Origin of the sequence: Sphingobium sp. B2 (genome assembly GCF_007693735.1) — a bacterium.
Lineage (GTDB): Bacteria > Pseudomonadota > Alphaproteobacteria > Sphingomonadales > Sphingomonadaceae > Sphingobium > Sphingobium xenophagum.
In genome coordinates this window covers 1,342,775-1,360,815 of record NZ_VDBZ01000001.1, presented here as the reverse complement: position 1 = coordinate 1,360,815, position 18,041 = coordinate 1,342,775, and the positions used below count along the sequence as shown (strand labels likewise).

General features: G+C 63.6%; 17 protein-coding genes and 3 tRNA genes. 9 read left to right on the top strand and 11 right to left on the bottom strand.

All coding sequences use genetic code 11. The features are described from left to right. Window positions 1-14 precede the first annotated feature (14 nt). From FE851_RS06690 to tkt, 4 genes are all read right to left on the bottom strand, one after another. Complete coding sequence (locus tag FE851_RS06690; protein ID WP_019053630.1) at window positions 15-920, bottom strand: fructose bisphosphate aldolase; 906 nt, start codon at window positions 918-920, stop codon at window positions 15-17. A 69-nt stretch (window positions 921-989) separates the two neighbouring features. After that, a complete protein-coding gene (locus FE851_RS06685; RefSeq protein ID WP_019053629.1) occupies window positions 990-2,192 on the bottom strand; it encodes a phosphoglycerate kinase in 1,203 nt (400 codons plus the stop codon). Between the two features lie 58 nt (window positions 2,193-2,250). Then, window positions 2,251-3,258 carry a type I glyceraldehyde-3-phosphate dehydrogenase gene (gene gap, locus FE851_RS06680; protein ID WP_107124613.1) on the bottom strand — a complete coding sequence of 336 codons (1,008 nt, stop codon included), beginning with the start codon at window positions 3,256-3,258 and terminating at the stop codon, window positions 2,251-2,253. A gap of 29 nt (window positions 3,259-3,287) precedes the next feature. Next, window positions 3,288-5,255 (bottom strand): transketolase, encoded by a 1,968-nt coding sequence (gene tkt / locus FE851_RS06675; RefSeq protein WP_145200894.1) that lies wholly within the window; start codon window positions 5,253-5,255, stop codon window positions 3,288-3,290. Between the two features lie 194 nt (window positions 5,256-5,449). On the opposite strand from tkt, the gene FE851_RS06670 reads away from it, so the two are divergent. From FE851_RS06670 to FE851_RS06655, 4 genes are all read left to right on the top strand, one after another. Further along, window positions 5,450-5,641, top strand: a complete 192-nt coding sequence (locus FE851_RS06670) for a hypothetical protein (RefSeq protein ID WP_145200891.1) — start codon at window positions 5,450-5,452, stop codon at window positions 5,639-5,641. Continuing rightward, window positions 5,634-5,969, top strand: coding sequence for a cell division protein ZapA (locus FE851_RS06665; RefSeq protein WP_145200887.1), 336 nt, complete (start codon window positions 5,634-5,636; stop codon window positions 5,967-5,969). The genes FE851_RS06670 and FE851_RS06665 overlap by 8 nt, the downstream gene beginning before the upstream one ends. 290 nt (window positions 5,970-6,259) lie before the next feature. Continuing rightward, on the top strand, window positions 6,260-6,856 hold the full coding sequence (locus FE851_RS06660) for a 5-formyltetrahydrofolate cyclo-ligase (protein WP_145200884.1): 597 nt from the start codon (window positions 6,260-6,262) through the stop codon (window positions 6,854-6,856). After that, a complete protein-coding gene (locus tag FE851_RS06655; protein ID WP_017182385.1) occupies window positions 6,853-7,089 on the top strand; it encodes a DUF2842 domain-containing protein in 237 nt (78 codons plus the stop codon). The genes FE851_RS06660 and FE851_RS06655 overlap by 4 nt, the downstream gene beginning before the upstream one ends. A 43-nt stretch (window positions 7,090-7,132) precedes the next feature. On the opposite strand, the gene FE851_RS06650 is transcribed toward FE851_RS06655, so the two are convergent. The 3 genes from FE851_RS06650 to FE851_RS06640 form a co-directional block, all read right to left on the bottom strand. Continuing rightward, window positions 7,133-7,209, bottom strand: a tRNA-Asp gene (locus FE851_RS06650). Window positions 7,210-7,291: 82 nt separating this feature from the next. After that, window positions 7,292-7,368: transfer RNA gene (locus tag FE851_RS06645), tRNA-Asp, on the bottom strand. Between the two features lie 42 nt (window positions 7,369-7,410). Then, window positions 7,411-8,565, bottom strand: a complete 1,155-nt coding sequence (locus tag FE851_RS06640) for an AI-2E family transporter (RefSeq protein WP_026002257.1) — start codon at window positions 8,563-8,565, stop codon at window positions 7,411-7,413. A gap of 170 nt (window positions 8,566-8,735) precedes the next feature. On the opposite strand from FE851_RS06640, the gene FE851_RS06635 reads away from it, so the two are divergent. After that, the gene (locus FE851_RS06635; protein ID WP_145200882.1) at window positions 8,736-9,209 is read left to right on the top strand and encodes a hypothetical protein; all 474 of its coding nucleotides are present in this window, start codon (window positions 8,736-8,738) and stop codon (window positions 9,207-9,209) included. 3 nt (window positions 9,210-9,212) lie between these two features. Here the strand turns inward: FE851_RS06635 and FE851_RS06630 are convergent, their stop codons facing one another. The 4 genes from FE851_RS06630 to thyA form a co-directional block, all read right to left on the bottom strand. Then, entirely contained in the window at window positions 9,213-10,541 is a 1,329-nt protein-coding gene (locus FE851_RS06630; RefSeq protein WP_145200879.1) for a dihydrolipoamide acetyltransferase family protein, read from the bottom strand. 5 nt (window positions 10,542-10,546) lie between these two features. Next, on the bottom strand, window positions 10,547-11,551 hold the full coding sequence (locus FE851_RS06625) for an alpha-ketoacid dehydrogenase subunit beta (RefSeq protein WP_130753082.1): 1,005 nt from the start codon (window positions 11,549-11,551) through the stop codon (window positions 10,547-10,549). Window positions 11,552-11,592: 41 nt separating this feature from the next. Next, window positions 11,593-12,888, bottom strand: a complete 1,296-nt coding sequence (locus tag FE851_RS06620; protein ID WP_145200876.1) for a 3-methyl-2-oxobutanoate dehydrogenase (2-methylpropanoyl-transferring) subunit alpha — start codon at window positions 12,886-12,888, stop codon at window positions 11,593-11,595. A gap of 120 nt (window positions 12,889-13,008) precedes the next feature. Next, window positions 13,009-13,932: a thymidylate synthase gene (gene thyA / locus FE851_RS06615; protein ID WP_186378848.1), complete on the bottom strand. Its 924-nt coding sequence runs from the start codon at window positions 13,930-13,932 to the stop codon at window positions 13,009-13,011. Window positions 13,933-14,065: 133 nt separating this feature from the next. Here thyA and FE851_RS06610 point away from each other — a divergent pair, with 133 nt between their 5' ends. From FE851_RS06610 to FE851_RS06595, 4 genes are all read left to right on the top strand, one after another. Then, window positions 14,066-14,398, top strand: a complete 333-nt coding sequence (locus FE851_RS06610; protein WP_409994474.1) for a JAB domain-containing protein — start codon at window positions 14,066-14,068, stop codon at window positions 14,396-14,398. 102 nt (window positions 14,399-14,500) lie between these two features. Further along, window positions 14,501-14,577, top strand: a tRNA-Pro gene (locus FE851_RS06605). 285 nt (window positions 14,578-14,862) lie between these two features. Beyond that, window positions 14,863-16,497 (top strand): TldD/PmbA family protein, encoded by a 1,635-nt coding sequence (locus tag FE851_RS06600; protein ID WP_145200867.1) that lies wholly within the window; start codon window positions 14,863-14,865, stop codon window positions 16,495-16,497. A 20-nt stretch (window positions 16,498-16,517) separates the two neighbouring features. Next, entirely contained in the window at window positions 16,518-17,852 is a 1,335-nt protein-coding gene (locus FE851_RS06595; RefSeq protein WP_145200864.1) for a TldD/PmbA family protein, read from the top strand. Window positions 17,853-18,041 lie beyond the last annotated feature (189 nt).

Genomic DNA, 18,041 nt, shown 5'->3' with positions numbered 1-18,041 from the left:
CGCCCGACCGGCAATCAGGCAGCGACAGGCGTTTTCGCGACCGACGCGCCGTGGATTTCGTCAATCGCTTCGCCAAGCGAGGCGTTGAATTCATCATCGCTCATCTGGTGGCGCAGGTCATTGAGCAGCGCGCGGCTGAAGCTGGCGATGATGCCGCGATTCTTCGCCAGTTCGACGCAGGCTTCCGGACGGGCAAAGCCGCCCGACAAGGCCACGACGCGCAGGACGCGGGGGTGATCGACCAGCGGGTCGAACAGGCCCGGCTGGACCGGCAGCGACAGCTTGAGCATCACCTGCTGATCAGCGGGCAGCGCATCGAGCGCCTTGAGCAGTTCGTCGAGCAGGATCGCGTCAGCCTCGGCCCGCTCCGGCGACTTGATGTTCACTTCCGGCTCGATGATCGGCATCAGGCCAGCGGCGAGCACTTGGCTACCGATTTCGAACTGCTGCTTGACGACCGCGGCGATGCCTTCGCGGTTGGCAAGGTTGATGACCGAGCGTTCCTTGGTTCCGAACACGCCCAGCCCCTTGGCGCGGTGCAGCAATATGTCGAGGTCGGGATTGGGCTTCATCACCTGAACGCCGTTCGCCTCATCCTCCAGACCCTTGTCGATCTTGATGAAGGGCACGACGCCGCGCTCGATCAGCGCCTGCGGGGTCGGCTTGCCATCGACGGTGCCGTCCATCGTGCGTTCAAACAGGATCGCGCCCAGCACCTTGTCGCCGGTGAACACGGGCGAGGTAATGATGCGGCTGCGCATCGCGTGGATCAGGCCGAACATTTCCTCGTCATTGGCCCACGCACCTTCTTCGATACCATAGCCCTTGAGCGCCTTGGGCGTCGATCCGCCGCTCTGGTCGAGTGCGGCGATAAAGCCTTCGCCTGTCGCAATCTTCTGTTTCTGAACCTGATCCAGCATCTGCACATACTCTCTCTTGAATGGGATAGCGCTGCCCTCTCCAAGACGGCGCTACCGTTGACCGGGTCGTCAGACCATCAAAGCCTTTACGCCCGGTAAATCCTTGCCTTCCATCCATTCCAGGAAAGCGCCGCCCGCCGTCGAGACGAAGGTAAAATCGGCTGCTGCCCCTGCATGGTTAAGGGCCGCCACAGTATCGCCGCCGCCAGCGACCGAGGTCAACTGGCCTTCCTTGGTCAGTGCCGCCGCGGTGCGGGCCAGCGCGACGGTCGCCGTGTCGAACGGCGCAATTTCGAACGCGCCCAACGGCCCGTTCCATACGAGCGTCCGGCAGGTCTTGAGCACATCGGCCAGCGCCTCGACAGCGGCGGGGCCGACGTCGAGGATCATTTCGTCATCCGCAACCTCATGGACGTTGCAGGTGCGGACCGAGGGCGGGTTGGCGGCAAATTCCTTGGCCACCACTACGTCATAGGGAAGATGGATGGTGCAACCGGCCGCTTCCGCCGCGTCGAAAATGGCTTCGGCGGTGTCGGCCAGATCCTTTTCGCACAGCGATTTGCCGACATCGACCCCGCGCGCATGGAGGAAGGTGTTGGCCATGCCGCCGCCGATGATCAGATGATCGACCTTGGTGACCAGATGGTTCAGCACGTCAAGCTTGGTCGACACCTTCGCGCCGCCGACGACGGCCGCGACCGGCTTGACCGGCGTGCCCAGCGCCGCTTGCAGCGCATCGAGTTCGCGCTCCATCGCGCGCCCGGCGAAGGACGGCAGCTTGTGCGCCAGCCCTTCAGTCGAGGCATGGGCGCGGTGCGCGGCGGAAAAAGCGTCGTTGACGTAGAAATCAGCGATGGCCGCCATCGCATCGACCAAGGCGGGATCATTCTTTTCCTCGCCCGGATGGAAACGGGTATTTTCCAGGATAGCTATGTCACCGGCGCGCATCACGGCAATGCCGTCCGCCGCTGCATCACCCTGACAATCGGGAATGAACTGAACTTCGCGCCCCAGCACCTGGGTCAGGGGCCGGGTGATCTTCGAGAGCGAATATTCCGGGTTCTTCTGCCCCTTGGGACGGCCGAAATGGGCCAGGATCAGCACCTTGGCACCGCGATCGGCCAGTTCCAGCACGGTCGGCATGGCCGAACGCAGGCGGGTGTCATCGCTGACCGAGCCGTCCTGCATCGGCACATTCAGATCCTCGCGCACCAGCACGGCCTTGCCGTGAATGTCGCCCATATCATCGAGTGTCTTGAACGGCTTGGTCATGGATATTCCCTGTTGCTTCTCAACAAAAAGGGGACGGTTTTACCCGCCCCCGCTTCCCTTACAGGAACTTTGCCACCACGCCGCTGGTGTCGATCATGCGGTTGGAGAAGCCCCATTCATTGTCGTACCAGCTGAGCACGCGGACCAGCTTGCCGTCGATGACCGCCGTTTCCAGGCTGTCGACGGTCGAGGATGCCGGGTCGCCATTGAAATCGATCGAAACCAGCGGTTCGTCGGTATAGGCCAGAACGCCCTTCATCGGACCGTCGGCTGCGGCTTTCAGCAGGCCGTTGACTTCCTCGATCGTGGTGGCGCGGCTGGGGATGAACTTCAGGTCCACGACCGACACGTTCGGGGTCGGCACGCGCACCGACGAACCGTCCAGCTTGCCCTTGAGCGCAGGCAGAACTTCACCCACCGCGCGGGCGGCGCCCGTGGTGGTCGGGATCATCGACAGGGCAGCGGCGCGGGCGCGGCGCATGTCCTTGTGGATCTGGTCCAGCGTGTTCTGGTCGTTAGTGTAGCTGTGGATCGTCGTCATGAAGCCGCTTTCGATGCCGATGGCGTCGTGCAGCACCTTGGCGAGCGGCGCCAGGCAGTTGGTGGTGCAGCTGGCGTTGGAAATGACGATGTCGTCAGCGGTCAGCGAGTCATGGTTGACGCCGAACACGATGGTCTTGTCCACGCCGGTTGCGGGCGCGGAAATGACGACGCGCTTGGCGCCAGCGGTCAGATGGGCGCTGGCCTTGGCCTTGTCCGCGAAGATGCCGGTGCATTCCAGGGCGATTTCCACGCCCTGCGCCGCGTGGGGCAGCTTGGCGGGGTCACGCTCGGCGGTCACGGCGATGCGCTTGCCGTCGATGACCAGGAAATCGCCGTCGACGCTGACGTCGCCCTTCCAGTTGCCATGCACCGAATCGCGCTTGAACAGCAGGGCATTCGCCTTGGCGTCGCCCAGGTCGTTGATGCTGACCAGTTCAAGATCATGGTCGGTGCGCGAAAGAATGGCGCGCGCCACCAGGCGACCGATACGTCCGAAACCGTTAATTGCTACCTTCGTTGCCACTGCACTAGCCTCCGCAAGTTGTTGTTCGGTCAGTTGTTGAGAGCAGCCACGATCTGCGGCGCAATCTTTGCGGCCGTCAGGCCGAAATGGTCGTAAAGCGCTTCGGCAGGCGCGGACGCGCCGAAACTGTCGATGCCAAAGCGCAGGCCAGCGATGCCGGTATGGCGTTCCCAGCCAAAGGTCGTGCCCGCCTCGATCGACACGCGCAGCACATGGTGCGGCAGCAGGTCGTCCTTGTAGCTTTGCGGCTGCGCGTCGAAATGCGTCCAGCTGGGCATGGAAACGACATCGGCGCCAATGCCCTGTTCTTCCAGCGCCCTGGCGGTATCGACCGCAATCTCGACTTCGGAGCCGGTGGCGATCAGCACCACCTTGCGCTCGGCGGTCGCGGCGACCAGGCGATAGGCGCCCTTGGCCGACAGATTTTCGCTCTTTTCCGTGCGCAACTGCGGCAGGTTCTGGCGGGTGAGCGCCAGCACCGACGGGCCGGTCGCATCCTTCAGTGCCAGTTCCCAGCATTCCGCCGTCTCGACAATGTCGGCGGGGCGATAGACGTCCAGATTGGGGATCATCCGCATCGACATGACATGCTCGATCGGCTGATGGGTCGGGCCATCTTCGCCAAGGCCGATGCTGTCATGGGTCAGCACATGGATGACGCGCTGCTGCTGGAGCGCGGCCAGGCGGATGCCAGCACGCATATAGTCCGAAAAGACGAGGAAGGTACCGCCATAAGGGATGACGCCGCCATGCAGCGCCATGCCGTTCATCGCGCAGGCCATGCCGAATTCGCGAATGCCATAATAGACATAGCGACCCGCATAGTCATCGCGCGTCAGCGGCCCGGTCGACTTGGTTTTGGTATTGTTGGAGCCGGTAAGGTCCGCCGAACCGCCCAGCGTTTCGGGCAACAGGTCGTTGATCGCGCCCAGCGCCAATTCGCTTGCCTTGCGGGTCGCGACCTTTTGCGGCGCGGCGATAAGGCTGTCGATATAGGCTTCCAGCGAGAAATTATCGGGCAGATCGCCAGCCATGCGGCGCGTGAATTCCGCACCCTTTGCATCGCTTGCAAGGCGCGCTTCCCAGGCAGCGCGAACGTCGCGTCCCTTCGCGCCAATCGCCTGCCATGCGGCGGCAATGTCCGCAGGGATAACGAAGGGCGCCGCGTCCCAGCCCAGAAATTCGCGCGCGGCGGCGACTTCGGCCTCGCCCAGCGCGGACCCATGGACGCCCGACGTGCCCGCCTTGTTGGGCGAACCATAGCCGATCTTGGTGGCGCACGCGACCAGCGACGGACGCGAATCAGCGACCGCTTCGGCCAGTGCGCGGCGCACATCGGCAACGTCATGGCCATCGCACGACACGACATGCCAGCCGGTCGCTTCGTAGCGGGCGCGGACATCTTCGCTGCTCGACAGGTCGACAGCGCCGTCGATGGTGATCTTGTTATCGTCCCACAGCACGATCAGGCGGCCAAGGTTCAGGTGACCGGCCAGGCCAATCGCTTCATGGTTGATGCCTTCCATCAGGCAGCCATCACCCGCAATCACCCAGGTGCGGTGATCGACCAGCGCGTCGCCGAACTGGGCGTTCAGGTGCCGCTCGGCAATCGCCATGCCGACGGCAGTGGCAAGGCCCGAACCCAGCGGACCCGTGGTCGCTTCCACGCCAGCCAGCTCGAAATTTTCAGGATGCCCTGCGCACGGGCTATGCAACTGGCGAAAATTGGCAATGTCCTCGATCGTCGGGCGCGCATAGCCGGTCAGGTGCAGCAGGCTGTAGATCAGCATCGAGCCATGGCCAGCCGACAGGACGAAGCGGTCACGGTCGGCCCATTTGGGCTGGGTCGGATCGAATTTCAGATAATCGCTGAACAGCACCGTCGCGACGTCGGCCATGCCCATGGGCATGCCCGGATGGCCGCTATTGGCGGCCTGCACCGCGTCCATGGAGAGCGCCCGGATGGCGTTGGCGAGCGACTTATCGGAAACGGTCATCGGCAGCGTGTGTCTTTCCTGAGCAGGACGGGCCTCCCCGCAAGCTGTACGGGCGAGTCGAGATCGCGCCTCCTTTGTCGCGTCAAGCCCCATGCGTCAACCGCAGCGGGCCGGAAAGCGGCTTCTTGTCCGCCCAATGATCGCTTTTGTACCGCATCAAGTTTCGCTATGCACAGGCTATGGCAAGCGAGCGCATGATGCAGGCAATTGGCACGCTGGAACGTGCAGTGGGTCGGCTCGAACAGGATGTGGCCCGCCTTGTGGCGGCCTCGCCCCCCTCCTCACCGTCAAGTGGCGAACCGGATATGGATGTGGACGGCGCGCGCGCGGCGCTGCGGTCGCTCGATGAACTGATTGCCGATCTGAAGGGCCGGACCATTGGCTGAAACCACGCTGCACATAGCCGGGCGTCATTATGACATCAGATGCCGCGATGGGGAGGAGGCGCATCTCGCCCATCTCGCCAGCCTGATCGAGGAAAAGGCGAAAGCCGCGCAGCAGGGCGCGCCGGGCATGACGGAGGTGCGCAGCCTGTTGTTCGCCGCGCTGTTCCTGGCCGACGAACTGAACGACATGCGCCGCGACACCGCAGCCCGCCAGCAAAGGCTGGCGCTGGAAGCAGAGGACGAACCGGCGGCGCAGGCGATAGAGGCCCTGGCGACACGAATAGAAAAGCTGCGCACCGGGCTTGCCGCCCGCGCCACGGACGCCTAGATTGGGGTGGACGGGTACTGCCTGGTACGAGCTTTAGCGAACATCCCTGAGGCGATAATCACATCCTAGGGGGCTGTCCCTGGGCGGGTTCCGGCCCGATCTACATGGTCCCCACCTGACGTTGAGGCGTCAGAGGATTTTCCAGCAAACGGCCAAGGCGGTCCCGTCACCCTTCCAACGCAGGCGATCCAAATATAGACGTGCTCCCGCGCAGGCGGGAACATGGTGCGTAGGGCAGGACCGGGTTCCCGCCTGCGCGGGAACATCATAGCGAACGGGCAGAGATACGAATGAACGGCGACACTATCGACAAGACGAGCTTGCGCCAGATCGCCCGCGATCGCCGCCGCGCGTTCGTCTCGACACTTGATCCGCTGGCGCACCGGCTGGCGTTCAAGGTGCTGCCTTCCCCCCTCGCCCGCCGTATCGCGGACGCCCAGGTGGTAGCGCTCTATATGGGACTGGACGATGAAGCCCCGGCGCAGCGGCTGGCGCAGCAACTGATCGCCATGGGTAAGACCGTGGCGTTGCCGCGCGTGCTGGATCGGCTGGGCAGCATGGACTTCCTGCGCTGGCAGCCTGACGACATATTTCTGCCCGGCCCGTTCCGCACCAGCCACCCCGCGCCCGGCGATGGCCCGGTGACGCCGGACGTCATCATCGCCCCGCTGGTCGGGTTCGACCGGGCGATGAACAGGCTGGGTCAGGGCGGCGGCTATTATGACCGCGCCTTTGCCCGCCTGCCCGACGCGCTGCGCATCGGCATTGCCTGGTCGGTGCAGGAACAGGATATGGTTCCGGCCGACCCGTGGGACTTGCCGCTGCATATGGTGCTGACCGAAGTGGAACTGATCGAAGGCCTTCCCGCCGCAGGAGCTGTCGCATGAACATAGACCCGCGCCATTATCATCAGCCCAGCTGGCGCAAGCCGGTGGGGATGCTGGCGATCGTCGGGCTGATCGCATTATGGGCGGTCATGGTGGCCAGCCTGTCCGGCATTATCGGCACACTGCCGGTATGGGCGCAGACGCCGATCTATGTCGTGCTGGGGATCGTGTGGATCTGGGTGCTGCCGCTGCGCCGCCTGCTCGCCTGGATGGAAACGGGGCGCTGGCGCTGAAGCCGACCATGTATCGAAGAAAACACTTTCCGATGAAGGAAAGTGGCGCGAGTGACGGGGCTCGAACCCGCGACCTCCGGCGTGACAGGCCGGCACTCTAACCAACTGAGCTACACCCGCGCAGGGTGACATCCGTTCGGGATTTCACTCCCCAGACGATGCTGTCTGATCCACCTTATTCCCACCTTCCTGTCAAGGAAAGTGGCGCGAGTGACGGGGCTCGAACCCGCGACCTCCGGCGTGACAGGCCGGCACTCTAACCAACTGAGCTACACCCGCGTTCGGTGTGGAAGCGCCGTCTATGTGCGTCCGCCGGGACTGTCAACCGTCCGTTTCGGCTGTTTTCGCATTCTCGTCACTTTCTTTGCGCGGCGCGACCGTCAGCGTCCCCTGCTCGAACAGGAAACCGGCAATATCCGGCGTGCCCGCGGCAGAAACGACGGTCTGGATGATGATCAGCAGCGGCACGCCCAGCAGCGCGCCCGGCGTCCCCCATACCCAGCCCCAGAAGGTGAGCGACACCAGAATCAGCAGCGGGTTCATCGTCAGCCGCCGCCCCAGCACCGTCGGCGTGATGACGTTCGCCTCGACCAGATGGAAACCGACCTGCAAGGCCGCGGGCATCATGGCGACCCACACATCGTCAAATACCATCAGCCCGCCCAGCGCCAGCAGCACAGCCGCCAGCATGGGTCCGAAATAGGGGATGAAGTTGAGCAGCGCGACGATCCCGCCCCACATCAGGGGCGATGGCATCCCGATCAGCCACAGCGCCAGCGCGACCGCCAGCCCCAGGCACAGGTTGATGACGGCGATGGTGATGACATAGGCCGATGTGGCGTCGACCACATTCTGGATCACCCGCGCCACCGCCAGCGCGCCGTCGAAACTGTCCCGGCTGTTGATCGTGCGCCGCCGCAGGCGGGTCCAGCCCGCCAGGAAGAAATAGATGATGAGCAGCGCGAACACCATCTGGATGATCGCCGCCGGGGCCGATGTGGCGGCAAATTGCAGTAGGGAACGCGGCGTGTCGACCGTCGCCGTCTGCGCCGCTGCAACCGGCCCTGTCGCCAGCATCTGCACCGTCTCATCGACGAAGCGCTGGAGGTTGGAATAAAAATCGATCAGCGGGGCCAGGTTCGCCTGTATTTGTGGCAAGCGCTGCGGCAGGATACGGAACCAGTCGGTCGCTGGCACGATGATCAGCACCAGCGCGGTGTTGGCCACGATCAGAAAGCCGATCACCGCCAGCAGCGCGGCCAGCCCCGACGGCAACCGGCGCCGCTCCATCCATTCCAGCAGCGGCACCAGCGCGATCGCGATCACCAGCGCGGCGGTCAGCGGCAGGAAAAACTCCGCCCCCGCACGCAGCGCAAAGGGCAGCGCCAATATCAGCCCGATCCCCGTCGTCAGCGCGATCGACGCGAGCAGCCGGTCGCGCCTGCGGTTGATTTCCAGCTGTTCCGGCGGTTTCACGGTGGATTGATTCTCCGGTCGAAAGACCCGCCAGATGTGCGCTCGCCGCCAGCAGGCGTCAATTTGCAAAGCGTCTCCGATCGCGGGCTGATCGCGGAAAAACAGTCGCTTAACCAAATATTGGCTCAGCCGTTCTAGGATGGGAACGGGGACGCAGAACGGGGACAGGCATGAAAGCCGCCACATTGTCATGGATCATCGCGCTGAGCGGCCTTGCCGCGCCGCACGCCGCATCGGCGCAACCGGGCGTCGAACTGGACACGCAGATGTTTGTCGAACGGGTGTCAACCGACGTCAACGGACGGTCCCGCCGTATATTGGCGAGCGCTGACAAGGTCGCACCCGGCGATCAGCTGATCGTCATCGTCCATTGGCGCAATGCGGGCAACGCGCCGCTGCGCGATCAGGCCGTGGTTCGCTCGCTGCCGCGCGGCATGCAGATCGACCCGACCGATCCAACGATGCAGGTGTCCGTCGATGGCGGCGCACATTGGGGCCGGATGGATCAGCTATGGCTGCCCACGCCCCTGGGCGGCACGCGCCGCGCCGTGGCGGCCGACGTCACCCATATCCGCTGGTCGCTGCCGCAAGCGGTGCCGCCCGGCCATGCCGGACGGCTAAGCTATCGCGCGACTATGCGCTGATCCTCAATCCACGAACAGAAGAGCGGGATTTTCCAGCAGCTTGCGGACAGCCTGGACATAGCTTGCCGCGTCCCAGCCATCGACGACGCGGTGGTCGCAGCTGATCGACAGGTTCATCAGCTTCGCCGCGACAATCTCCTTGCCCCGGAAAACGGGCCGCTCGATCACGCGGTTGGGACCGATGATCGCGACTTCGGGCCGGTTGATGACCGGCGTGGTGGCGATCCCGCCCAGCGGACCCAGCGACGTCAGCGCCAGGGTGGAGCCGGACAGTTCCTCCGACTTGGCCTTGCCCGACCGGGCAGCGTCGGCCAGGCGACGGATTTCGCCCGCTAACTGCCAGACATTGCGGTCCTGCGCGTCGCGGATCACCGGCACCATCAGCCCCGCATCGGTCTGCGTCGCCAGCCCCAGATGGACCGATCCGTGGCGCGTGACCACGCCCGCCTCGTCATCATAACGGGCGTTCAGCATCGGAAAGTCGGGCAAAGTCTTGCAGATGGCGACGATCAGCAGTGGCAACATGGTCAGCTTGGGCTTGTCGCCCCGACTGGCGTTGAGCTGTTCGCGCAAGGCTTCCAGCGCGGTGACGTCGATTTCCTCGACATAGGTGAAATGGGGAATGTGCCGTTTGGACGCGGCCATATTCTCCGCAATCCGGCGGCGCATGCCGATGACCTTGACCTGCTCGTCGGGGCGGCGCGCCGATTTTCCCGCCGCGCGATAGCCCTGCCCCTGTCCGTAGAGCAGATAGGCGTCGAGGTCGGCATGGCGGATATGATCGCCAGCCGACTTCACCTGCGCGAGGTCGATACCCAGATCCTTCGCACGGGCGCGGACGGCTGGAGAGGCGAGGATGGGGGATGAAGCCTCATGCCCGCTTCCGTCAGGGCTGAGCGAAGTCGAAGCCTTCGGCTCAGCCGCAGGCGACGCCGCCTCTCCTTCGGTTCGGCTGGGCCGTTCGACAGGCTCAGCGCCTGCCCCCGGCTCGATCGCGGGGCGAACGGATGTCGGTTCCTCGATAACCGCTTCACCCGGCACTTCCGCCTCAATCGTCTCGACCGATGGCGGCGGCGCGGCGACGTCGTCCCCTTCCACCTCGATCTCGACCAGCATGCTGCCGATCGACACCTGATCGCCCTCCTCGCCCGCCAGTCGCACGACGGTACCCGCGACCGGGCTTTCCATCTCGACCGTCGCCTTGTCGGTCATCATGTCGGCTATCGGCTGGTCCTCTTCGACCCGGTCGCCGACCTTGACGTGCCAACCGACGATTTCGGCCTGCGCAATGCCTTCGCCGATGTCCGGCAGCTTGAATGTGAACAGAGCCATGGCGCTCAATCCTTCATGATCTTGTTGATGGCTTCGCGGATGCGGACGGGGCCGGGGAAATAGGCCCATTCCAGGCTGTGCGGATAGGGCGTGTCGAACCCGGTCACCCGCTCGATCGGCGCTTCGAGATAGTGGAAGCAGCGTTCCTGTACCTGCGCCAGCAGTTCCGCGCCAAAACCGCTGGTGCGGGTCGCTTCATGCACGATCAGGCAGCGGCCGGTCTTTTTCACCGACGCCTCGATCGTTTCGATGTCGAGCGGGACGAGGCTGCGCAGGTCGACAATCTCCGCGTCCAGCCCCAGCATCGCAACGGTATGTTCGACGACATGGACCATCGTGCCATAGCACAGGATGGTCAGCGCCCCGCCCGCCCGCGCGATCCGCGCCTTGCCCAGCGGGATGCGGTAATAGCCGGTCGGCACCTGCGCATCGCGATGCCCGGCCCAGCTGGTCGCCGGCGTGTCATATTCGCCATCGAACGGGCCGTTATAGATGCGCTTGGGTTCAAAGAAGATCGTCGGATCATTATCCTCGATCGCCGCGATCAGCAGACCCTTGGCATCATAGGGGGTGGACGGGATGACCGTCTTGATCCCCGAACAATGGGTGAAGATGCCTTCGGGCGACTGGCTGTGCGTCTGCCCGCCGAAAATGCCGCCGCCAAAGGGCGATCGTACCGTCATGGGCGCGATGAACTCGCCCGCCGAACGATAGCGCAGCCGCCCCGCTTCGGACACAAGCTGGTCGAGCGCGGGATAGATATAGTCGGCAAACTGGATTTCCGGCACGGGCCGCAGGCCATAGGCGCCCATGCCGACCGCCACGCCAATGATACCGCATTCGGTGATCGGCGTGTCGAACACGCGGTTCTTGCCATATTTCTGTTGCAGCCCGGCGGTGGCGCGGAACACGCCGCCGAAAAAGCCGACATCCTCGCCCATCACCACGACGGTGGGGTCGCGTTCCATCATCACGTCCATGGCGCTGTTGATCGCCTGGATCATGTTCATCTGCTGCACGGCCGTGCCTGCTTCTTGCGTCATGACATCACTCACAGCCCCGCCGCCTTCCATTCGTCCAGCATCTGCTGCTGCTGTTCCTTCAGGTGCCGGGGCATCTCCTCGAACACATCCTCGAACATGCTTTCCATCGGATGGTGGAGGCCATGGCCAAGAATGCCGTTCTTTTCCGCCTCGCGGGCGGCGTCGCGGACCAGTTCGGCCAATTCCTTGTCCATCGCGGCGTGGCGGTCCTCGTCCCAGATGCCAAGGACGATGCAGTGCTGCTTCAACCGCGCGATCGGATCCCCCAGCGGCCACAGGCTGCTTTCTTCGGCAGAGCGATAGGCGGACGGATCGTCCGATGTGCTGTGCCCCTCCACCCGATAGGTGAAATGTTCGATCAGCGTCGGCCCGGCATTGGCGCGCGCCCGGTCCGCAGCCCAGCGGGTCGCGGCATAGACCGCCAGCACGTCATTGCCATCGACGCGCAGGCCGGCAATGCCATAGCCCACGGCGCGCGCGGCAAAGGTGGTCGCCTCTGCCCCGGCAAAGCCCGAAAAGCTGCTGATCGCCCACTGGTTGTTCACGATGTTCATGATGACCGGCGCGCGATAGACGCTGGCGAAGGTGCAGGCGCTGTGAAAGTCGCCCTCCGCCGTCGATCCTTCGCCGCACCAGGTCGCCGCGATCCGGGTGTCCCCGCGCGCTGCGCTCGCCATCGCCCAGCCGACCGCCTGGGGATATTGGGTGGTCAGATTGCCGGAGATGGAGAAGAATCCGGCATCCCGCGCCGAATACATGATGGGTAGCTGGCGGCCCTTCAACCGGTCGCCCTTGTTCGAATAGATCTGGTTCATCATGTCGATGATCGGCCAGTCGCGGGCAATCAATATGCCCTGCTGGCGATAGCTGGGGAAACACATGTCGTCGCGGTCCAGCGCCAGCGCCGCGCCGATCGACACGGCTTCCTCACCCGTCGACTTCATGTAGAAACTGGTCTTGCCCTGCCGCTGCGCCCGGAACATGCGCGCATCGAATGCGCGGGTCAGCGCCATTGTGCGCAGCATCCGCAACAGCGTTTCAGGGGGCAGATTGGGATTCCACTGGCCCACCGCCGCGCCATTTTCATCCAGCACGCGCACCAGCCCATAGGCCATGTCGCGCATCGTCGCGGGCTGCGCCGTCTCGTCGGGCCGTGGGGCCGCGTCGGCGGCTGGAATGTCGAAATGGGTGAAGTCCGCGCTCTCGCCGGGCCGGGCTGGCGGTTCGGGAACGTGCAGGCGCAGCGGGGGCAGATTATGCCCGGCCTTGCCCTGCAATCCTGCCGAATCGTGGGGATCGGTCATCCTGCCTCCTATGCTGCATCGCAATAATGTTGCTTGCTAATAACATTATATTACGTCGCCGCGAAAGGCAAGCCTTCCTTACCCATTTTTCCTCGTCGCTATGTTCGGTTCACTGTCGGCCTAGACAGCAACCGGCGCAGCAATATGGGCCTGCGGCGTGTAGTCAGTCACCTCGAAATCGTCGATCGCGTAGCTGAAAATGTCCGAAGGTCGCCGATTGATCCGCAGCTTTGGCGCGCCCGACGGAATTCTCTCCATCTGCTCCTCCACCAATGCAGCGTGGTTAAGGTACAGATGGACGTCGCCACCCTGCCAGACCACCTCGCCCGGCTCCAGATCGCATTGCTGCGCCAGCATCCGGGTGATCATCGACAGGCCGAATATGTTGAACGCGAAACCCAGCCCCAGGTCGCAACTGCGCTGGAACAGCAGGCCGTTGAGCTTCCCATTCGCGACCTGGAACTGATAGGTCATATGGCAGGGCGGCAGCGCCATATTGGCGACTTCCGCCACGTTCCAGCCGGTAAACAGCAGGCGGCGAGACCCCGGCGTCGCCCGGATTGCCGCGACTAGGTCGGCAATCTGGTTATGCCCTTTCTCCGCGCGCCGGTAGAGCCCCACTCCCGCCGCCTCGTAACGCGGCCAGTTGACCCATTGCGCGCCATAGACCGGCCCCAGATCGCCCCATTTCCGTGCGAACGCCTCATCCTCGATGATTCGCGCCTCGAACGCATCCCGGTCGATTGCCTCGCCGGTGGCGCGGCGATAGGCATCCAGCGGCCAGTCGGTCCAGATATGGACGCCCTGCCGCACCAGTTCGCGAATATTGGTGTCACCCGACAGGAACCACAGCATCTCGCGGGCTGCGACCTTCCAGTAAACCCGCTTGGTCGTCAGCAGCGGCACTGCATCGTCGGCCAGCGAAAAGCGCATCGTCGCGCCCAGGATCGACCGGGTGCCAACCCCGGTGCGGTCGATCCGTTCGTCGCCATGACGCCAGATATGGCGCATCAGGTCTATATATTGCTGCTCATAGTGGGGCATCGTGTCGCGCAAGGGCGGGCATCCTGTATGAAGGCTGTGGATCACCGCCCGCTGTAGCCCAGCCAGTCCCGCCCGCCAATCTCCCCTTCATTCCGGATCAGACTAGGCGGCTATTCAACCAGAATGGCGCGGCTTGGGCTGGCGTGGCGAAACCGGCCCGCGTCACATTTCCCGCATGGCCGGACTGGACCTCATCCTCCTTGACGCCGCCTGGCGACCACGCGACCGCGTGCCGCTGGCGGACGACTGGCGCGCCGTCGTCAGCCAGTTGCTGGCGCTGGACGGACAATGGCTGGCGCTTCACCAGCGACGGCCCGGCGGCGGCGCTGCCCTGCCCCGTCCGGCCGACATCGCCCTGACCCGCACCCTTGCCCGGCGGCTCCGCCCGCTCGACATGCGGCTGGCCGACCATATGATAGAGGCCGGGGAAAGCCGGTTCAGCTTCCGCGCAGCCGGGCTTTTGTGAGACGCAAAAAAAGCCGCTCTGGCCGCTTGCCAGCCTGAAAAGCCGTCTCTATAGGCTGCGGCCTGCCTTACGGGGTCGCCTCATCGCGGCTTCGGCATCGGTCGGGGAATAGCTCAGCCTGGTAGAGCACTGTCTTCGGGAGGCAGGGGCCGGAGGTTCGAATCCTCTTTCCCCGACCACATTTCTTCACAGCATCCGGATATGATCCACCCCGCCAGGGGAAACGGCCGTGCGCGGCCCGATTTGTTGCGTCCACGCAACGTGCGGCCTGCCCTGCCATGGCCAGCATCTTTCGACAGATGTCATATGTCGAAAGCGGGCAAGGCAAAGTTGTGCAGTCGTAAAAGATGTTTGACCCAGCCCGGCCCTGCCGCGATGATCCCACCCATCGGTACGGCCAACCGGCCGCATCCCAAGCACAATCCGACCCGCTTGACGCGGGCATTTGCAGGTGGAGACGAACCTTGCACAGAAGAGATTTCCTGGCCTTTGGCACCATGGGCATAGGCGGCCTGATCCTGCCTTCGATGTTCGGCAAGGTGATTGCCGCGGAGGAACTGAACAGCGCCATCGACGTGACCGTGAAGAAGGCGCTGGCCGACGCGGCGTTGAATGCCGCCAAGAGCGCTGGCGCAACCTATTGCGACGTGCGCGTGGGCCGTTACCTGCGCCAGTTCGTCATCACCCGCGAACGCAATGTCGAAAATGTCGTCAACACCGAATCGACCGGCGTTGGCATCCGCGTGATCGCAAACGGCGCCTGGGGCTTTGCCGCCACCAACGATACGACAAGGGAAGCCGTCGCCAAGGCAGCGGCAGAGGCCGTCGCCATTGCAAAGGCCAATGCGCCCACCCAGTCCGCCCCGGTTCAGCTTGCCCCGGTCAAGGGCGCGGGTGAAGTCAGCTGGCGCACGCCGATCGTCAAGAACAGCATGACCGTGCCGATCAAGGACAAGGTCGACCTGCTGATGGGCGTGAACGCCGCCGCCATGGACGCGGGCGCGGACTTCATCCGCTCCATTCTGTTCCTGGTCAATGAGCAGAAATATTTCGCCAGCACCGACGGCAGCTATATCGACCAGGATGTGCACCGCATCTGGGCACCGATGGAAGTCACCGCCGTCGACAAGGCGACGGGCAAGTTCCGCGTCCGTGAAGGCCTGTCCGCGCCGATGGGGCTGGGCTTTGAATATCTGGACGGCGCAGCGTCCGGCAAGACCGTGCTGCCCAATGGCGTCACCGTCTATGGCAACAGCTATGACATGAAGGAAGATGCGATCGCCGCCGCCAAGCAGGCGCGCGCGAAGATCAATGCGCCTTCCGTCAAGCCCGGCAAATATGATCTGGTGCTCGACCCCTCGCACACCTGGCTCACCATCCACGAATCGGTCGGCCATCCGCTCGAACTCGACCGGGTGCTGGGATATGAAGCCAATTATGCCGGCACCAGCTTTGCCACGATGGACAAGCTGCAAAGCCATTTCCAATATGGCAGCGACAAGGTGAATATCGTCGCGGACAAGACCCAGCCCGGCAGTCTGGGCGCGGTCGCCTATGACGATGAAGGCGTCAAGACCAAGAAGTGGGACTTGATCCGCGACGGCAAGCTGGTCGGCTATCAGGCGATCCGCGATCAGGCGCATATCGAGGGCAAGAGCGAGAGCGACGGCTGCTGCTATGCCGACAGCTGGTCCAACGTCCAGTTCCAGCGCATGGCGAACGTCAGTCTGGAACCCGGCAAGGCCAAGCAGAGCGTCGCTGACATGATCGCCAATGTCGAAGATGGCGTCTACATCATCGGCGACGGCAGCTTCTCGATCGACCAGCAGCGCTATAATGCGCAATTTGGCGGTCAGCTCTTCTACGAGATAAAGAACGGCAAGATCACCCAGCAGATCGAGGATGTCGCCTACCAGATCCGCACGCCGGAATTCTGGAACGCCTGTGCGGGCGTATGCGACGCCAGCGACTATCGCCTGGGCGGCTCCTTCTTCGACGGCAAGGGCCAGCCCGCGCAGGTTTCGGCCGTATCGCACGGCTCCAGCACCGCGCGCTTCAACGGCATCAACGTCATCAACACCGCCCGTTCGCTCGGTTGATCGGTCAGGGAGAGAAAAATATGAGCATCCTTTCCGAAGCGCAGGCCAAGGCGATCCTGACCAAGGTCGTGGGCTTTTCCAAGGCGGACGAATGCACCGCGCAGCTGACCGGTTCGACCCGCGGCAATGTGCGCTTTGCCCGCAACGACGTGTCGACCGCAGGCATTACCGACAATATCGATCTGTCTGTGCAGGTCGCCTTTGGCAAACGGGTCGGCATCGCGACCATCAACCAGTTTGACGACGCCGCGCTGGAGCGCGTGGTGCGCCGGGCGGAGGAACTGGCGAAGCTGGCCCCGGAAAACCCGGAATTCATGCCCGCCGTCGACAAGCAGACCTACACGCCGACGCCGACATTCAGCCCCGCGACCGCCGGGATTACCGCCGCCTATCGCGCCAAGGTGGCGAGCGATTCGATCGCTCCATGCCGCGCCGAAAAGCTGGTCGCGGCAGGCTATCTTGAGGATCAGGCCGGGTTCGTCGCCTTCCTCAATAGCAAGGGCAATTACGGGTATCAGACCGGCACGAGCGCCGATTATACCTGCACCGTCCGCACCGAGGATGGGCGCGGCTCCGGTTGGGTCGGGCATAATGTGCAGGACGTCGCCAACTTCAACGCAAGCGAGGATATTCGCGTCGCAATGCGCAAAGCCAGTGCGTCAGCGGACGCGAAGGCGCTGGAACCGGGCAAATATACGGTCATTCTGGAACCGGCGGCAGCCGCTGGCCTCATTCAGTTCATGTTCTTTTTCTTCGACGCGCGCTCCGCCGACGAAGGCCGCAGCTTCCTCTCGAAAAAGGGTGGCGGCAACAAGCTGGGCGAACAGGTGTTCGGGCCGCAGGTGAACTTCTTCGCCGACCCGGGTTATCCGGGCGCTGCCGTCTATCCCTGGGATGAGGAAGGCCTGCCGCGCACGAAAATGCCGATCGTCGAGAATGGCAAGCTCGTGAACATGGAATATTCGCGCTACTGGTCGCAAAAGCAGGGCAAGCCCGCGATGGCGCAGCCCGGCAACCTGATCATGACCGGCGGCACTAAATCGACCGCCGATCTGGTCCGCACGACCGAGCGGGGCATATTGGTGTCGCGCACCTGGTATATCCGCATGGTCGATCCGCAGACGGTGCTGCTGACGGGCCTGACCCGCGACGGCACCTTCTATATCGAAAATGGCCAGATCAAATATCCGATCAAGAATTTCCGCTTCAACGAATCCCCGGTCATCATGCTCAACAATGTCGAAGAGCTGGGCAAACCCGTCCGCGTGAAGGGCGACGAAGCGGACACGCCGATCATCGTGCCGCCGATGAAGCTGCGCGATTTCACCTTCACGTCGCTGTCGGACGCGGTGTGATATCAACGACCATCATCCTCCCCTGCAAGGGGAGGTGGCTGGCCAACGGCCAGACGGAGGGGTGTCGCCCTATCGAAAGCAGGACACCCCTCCGTCAGCACTTCGTGCTGCCACCTCCCCCGCCGGGGGAGGATTTCCCTGACGGAACAACTCTCGTTGCATGACTCTCAAATCCTGAGACGCCGGGCG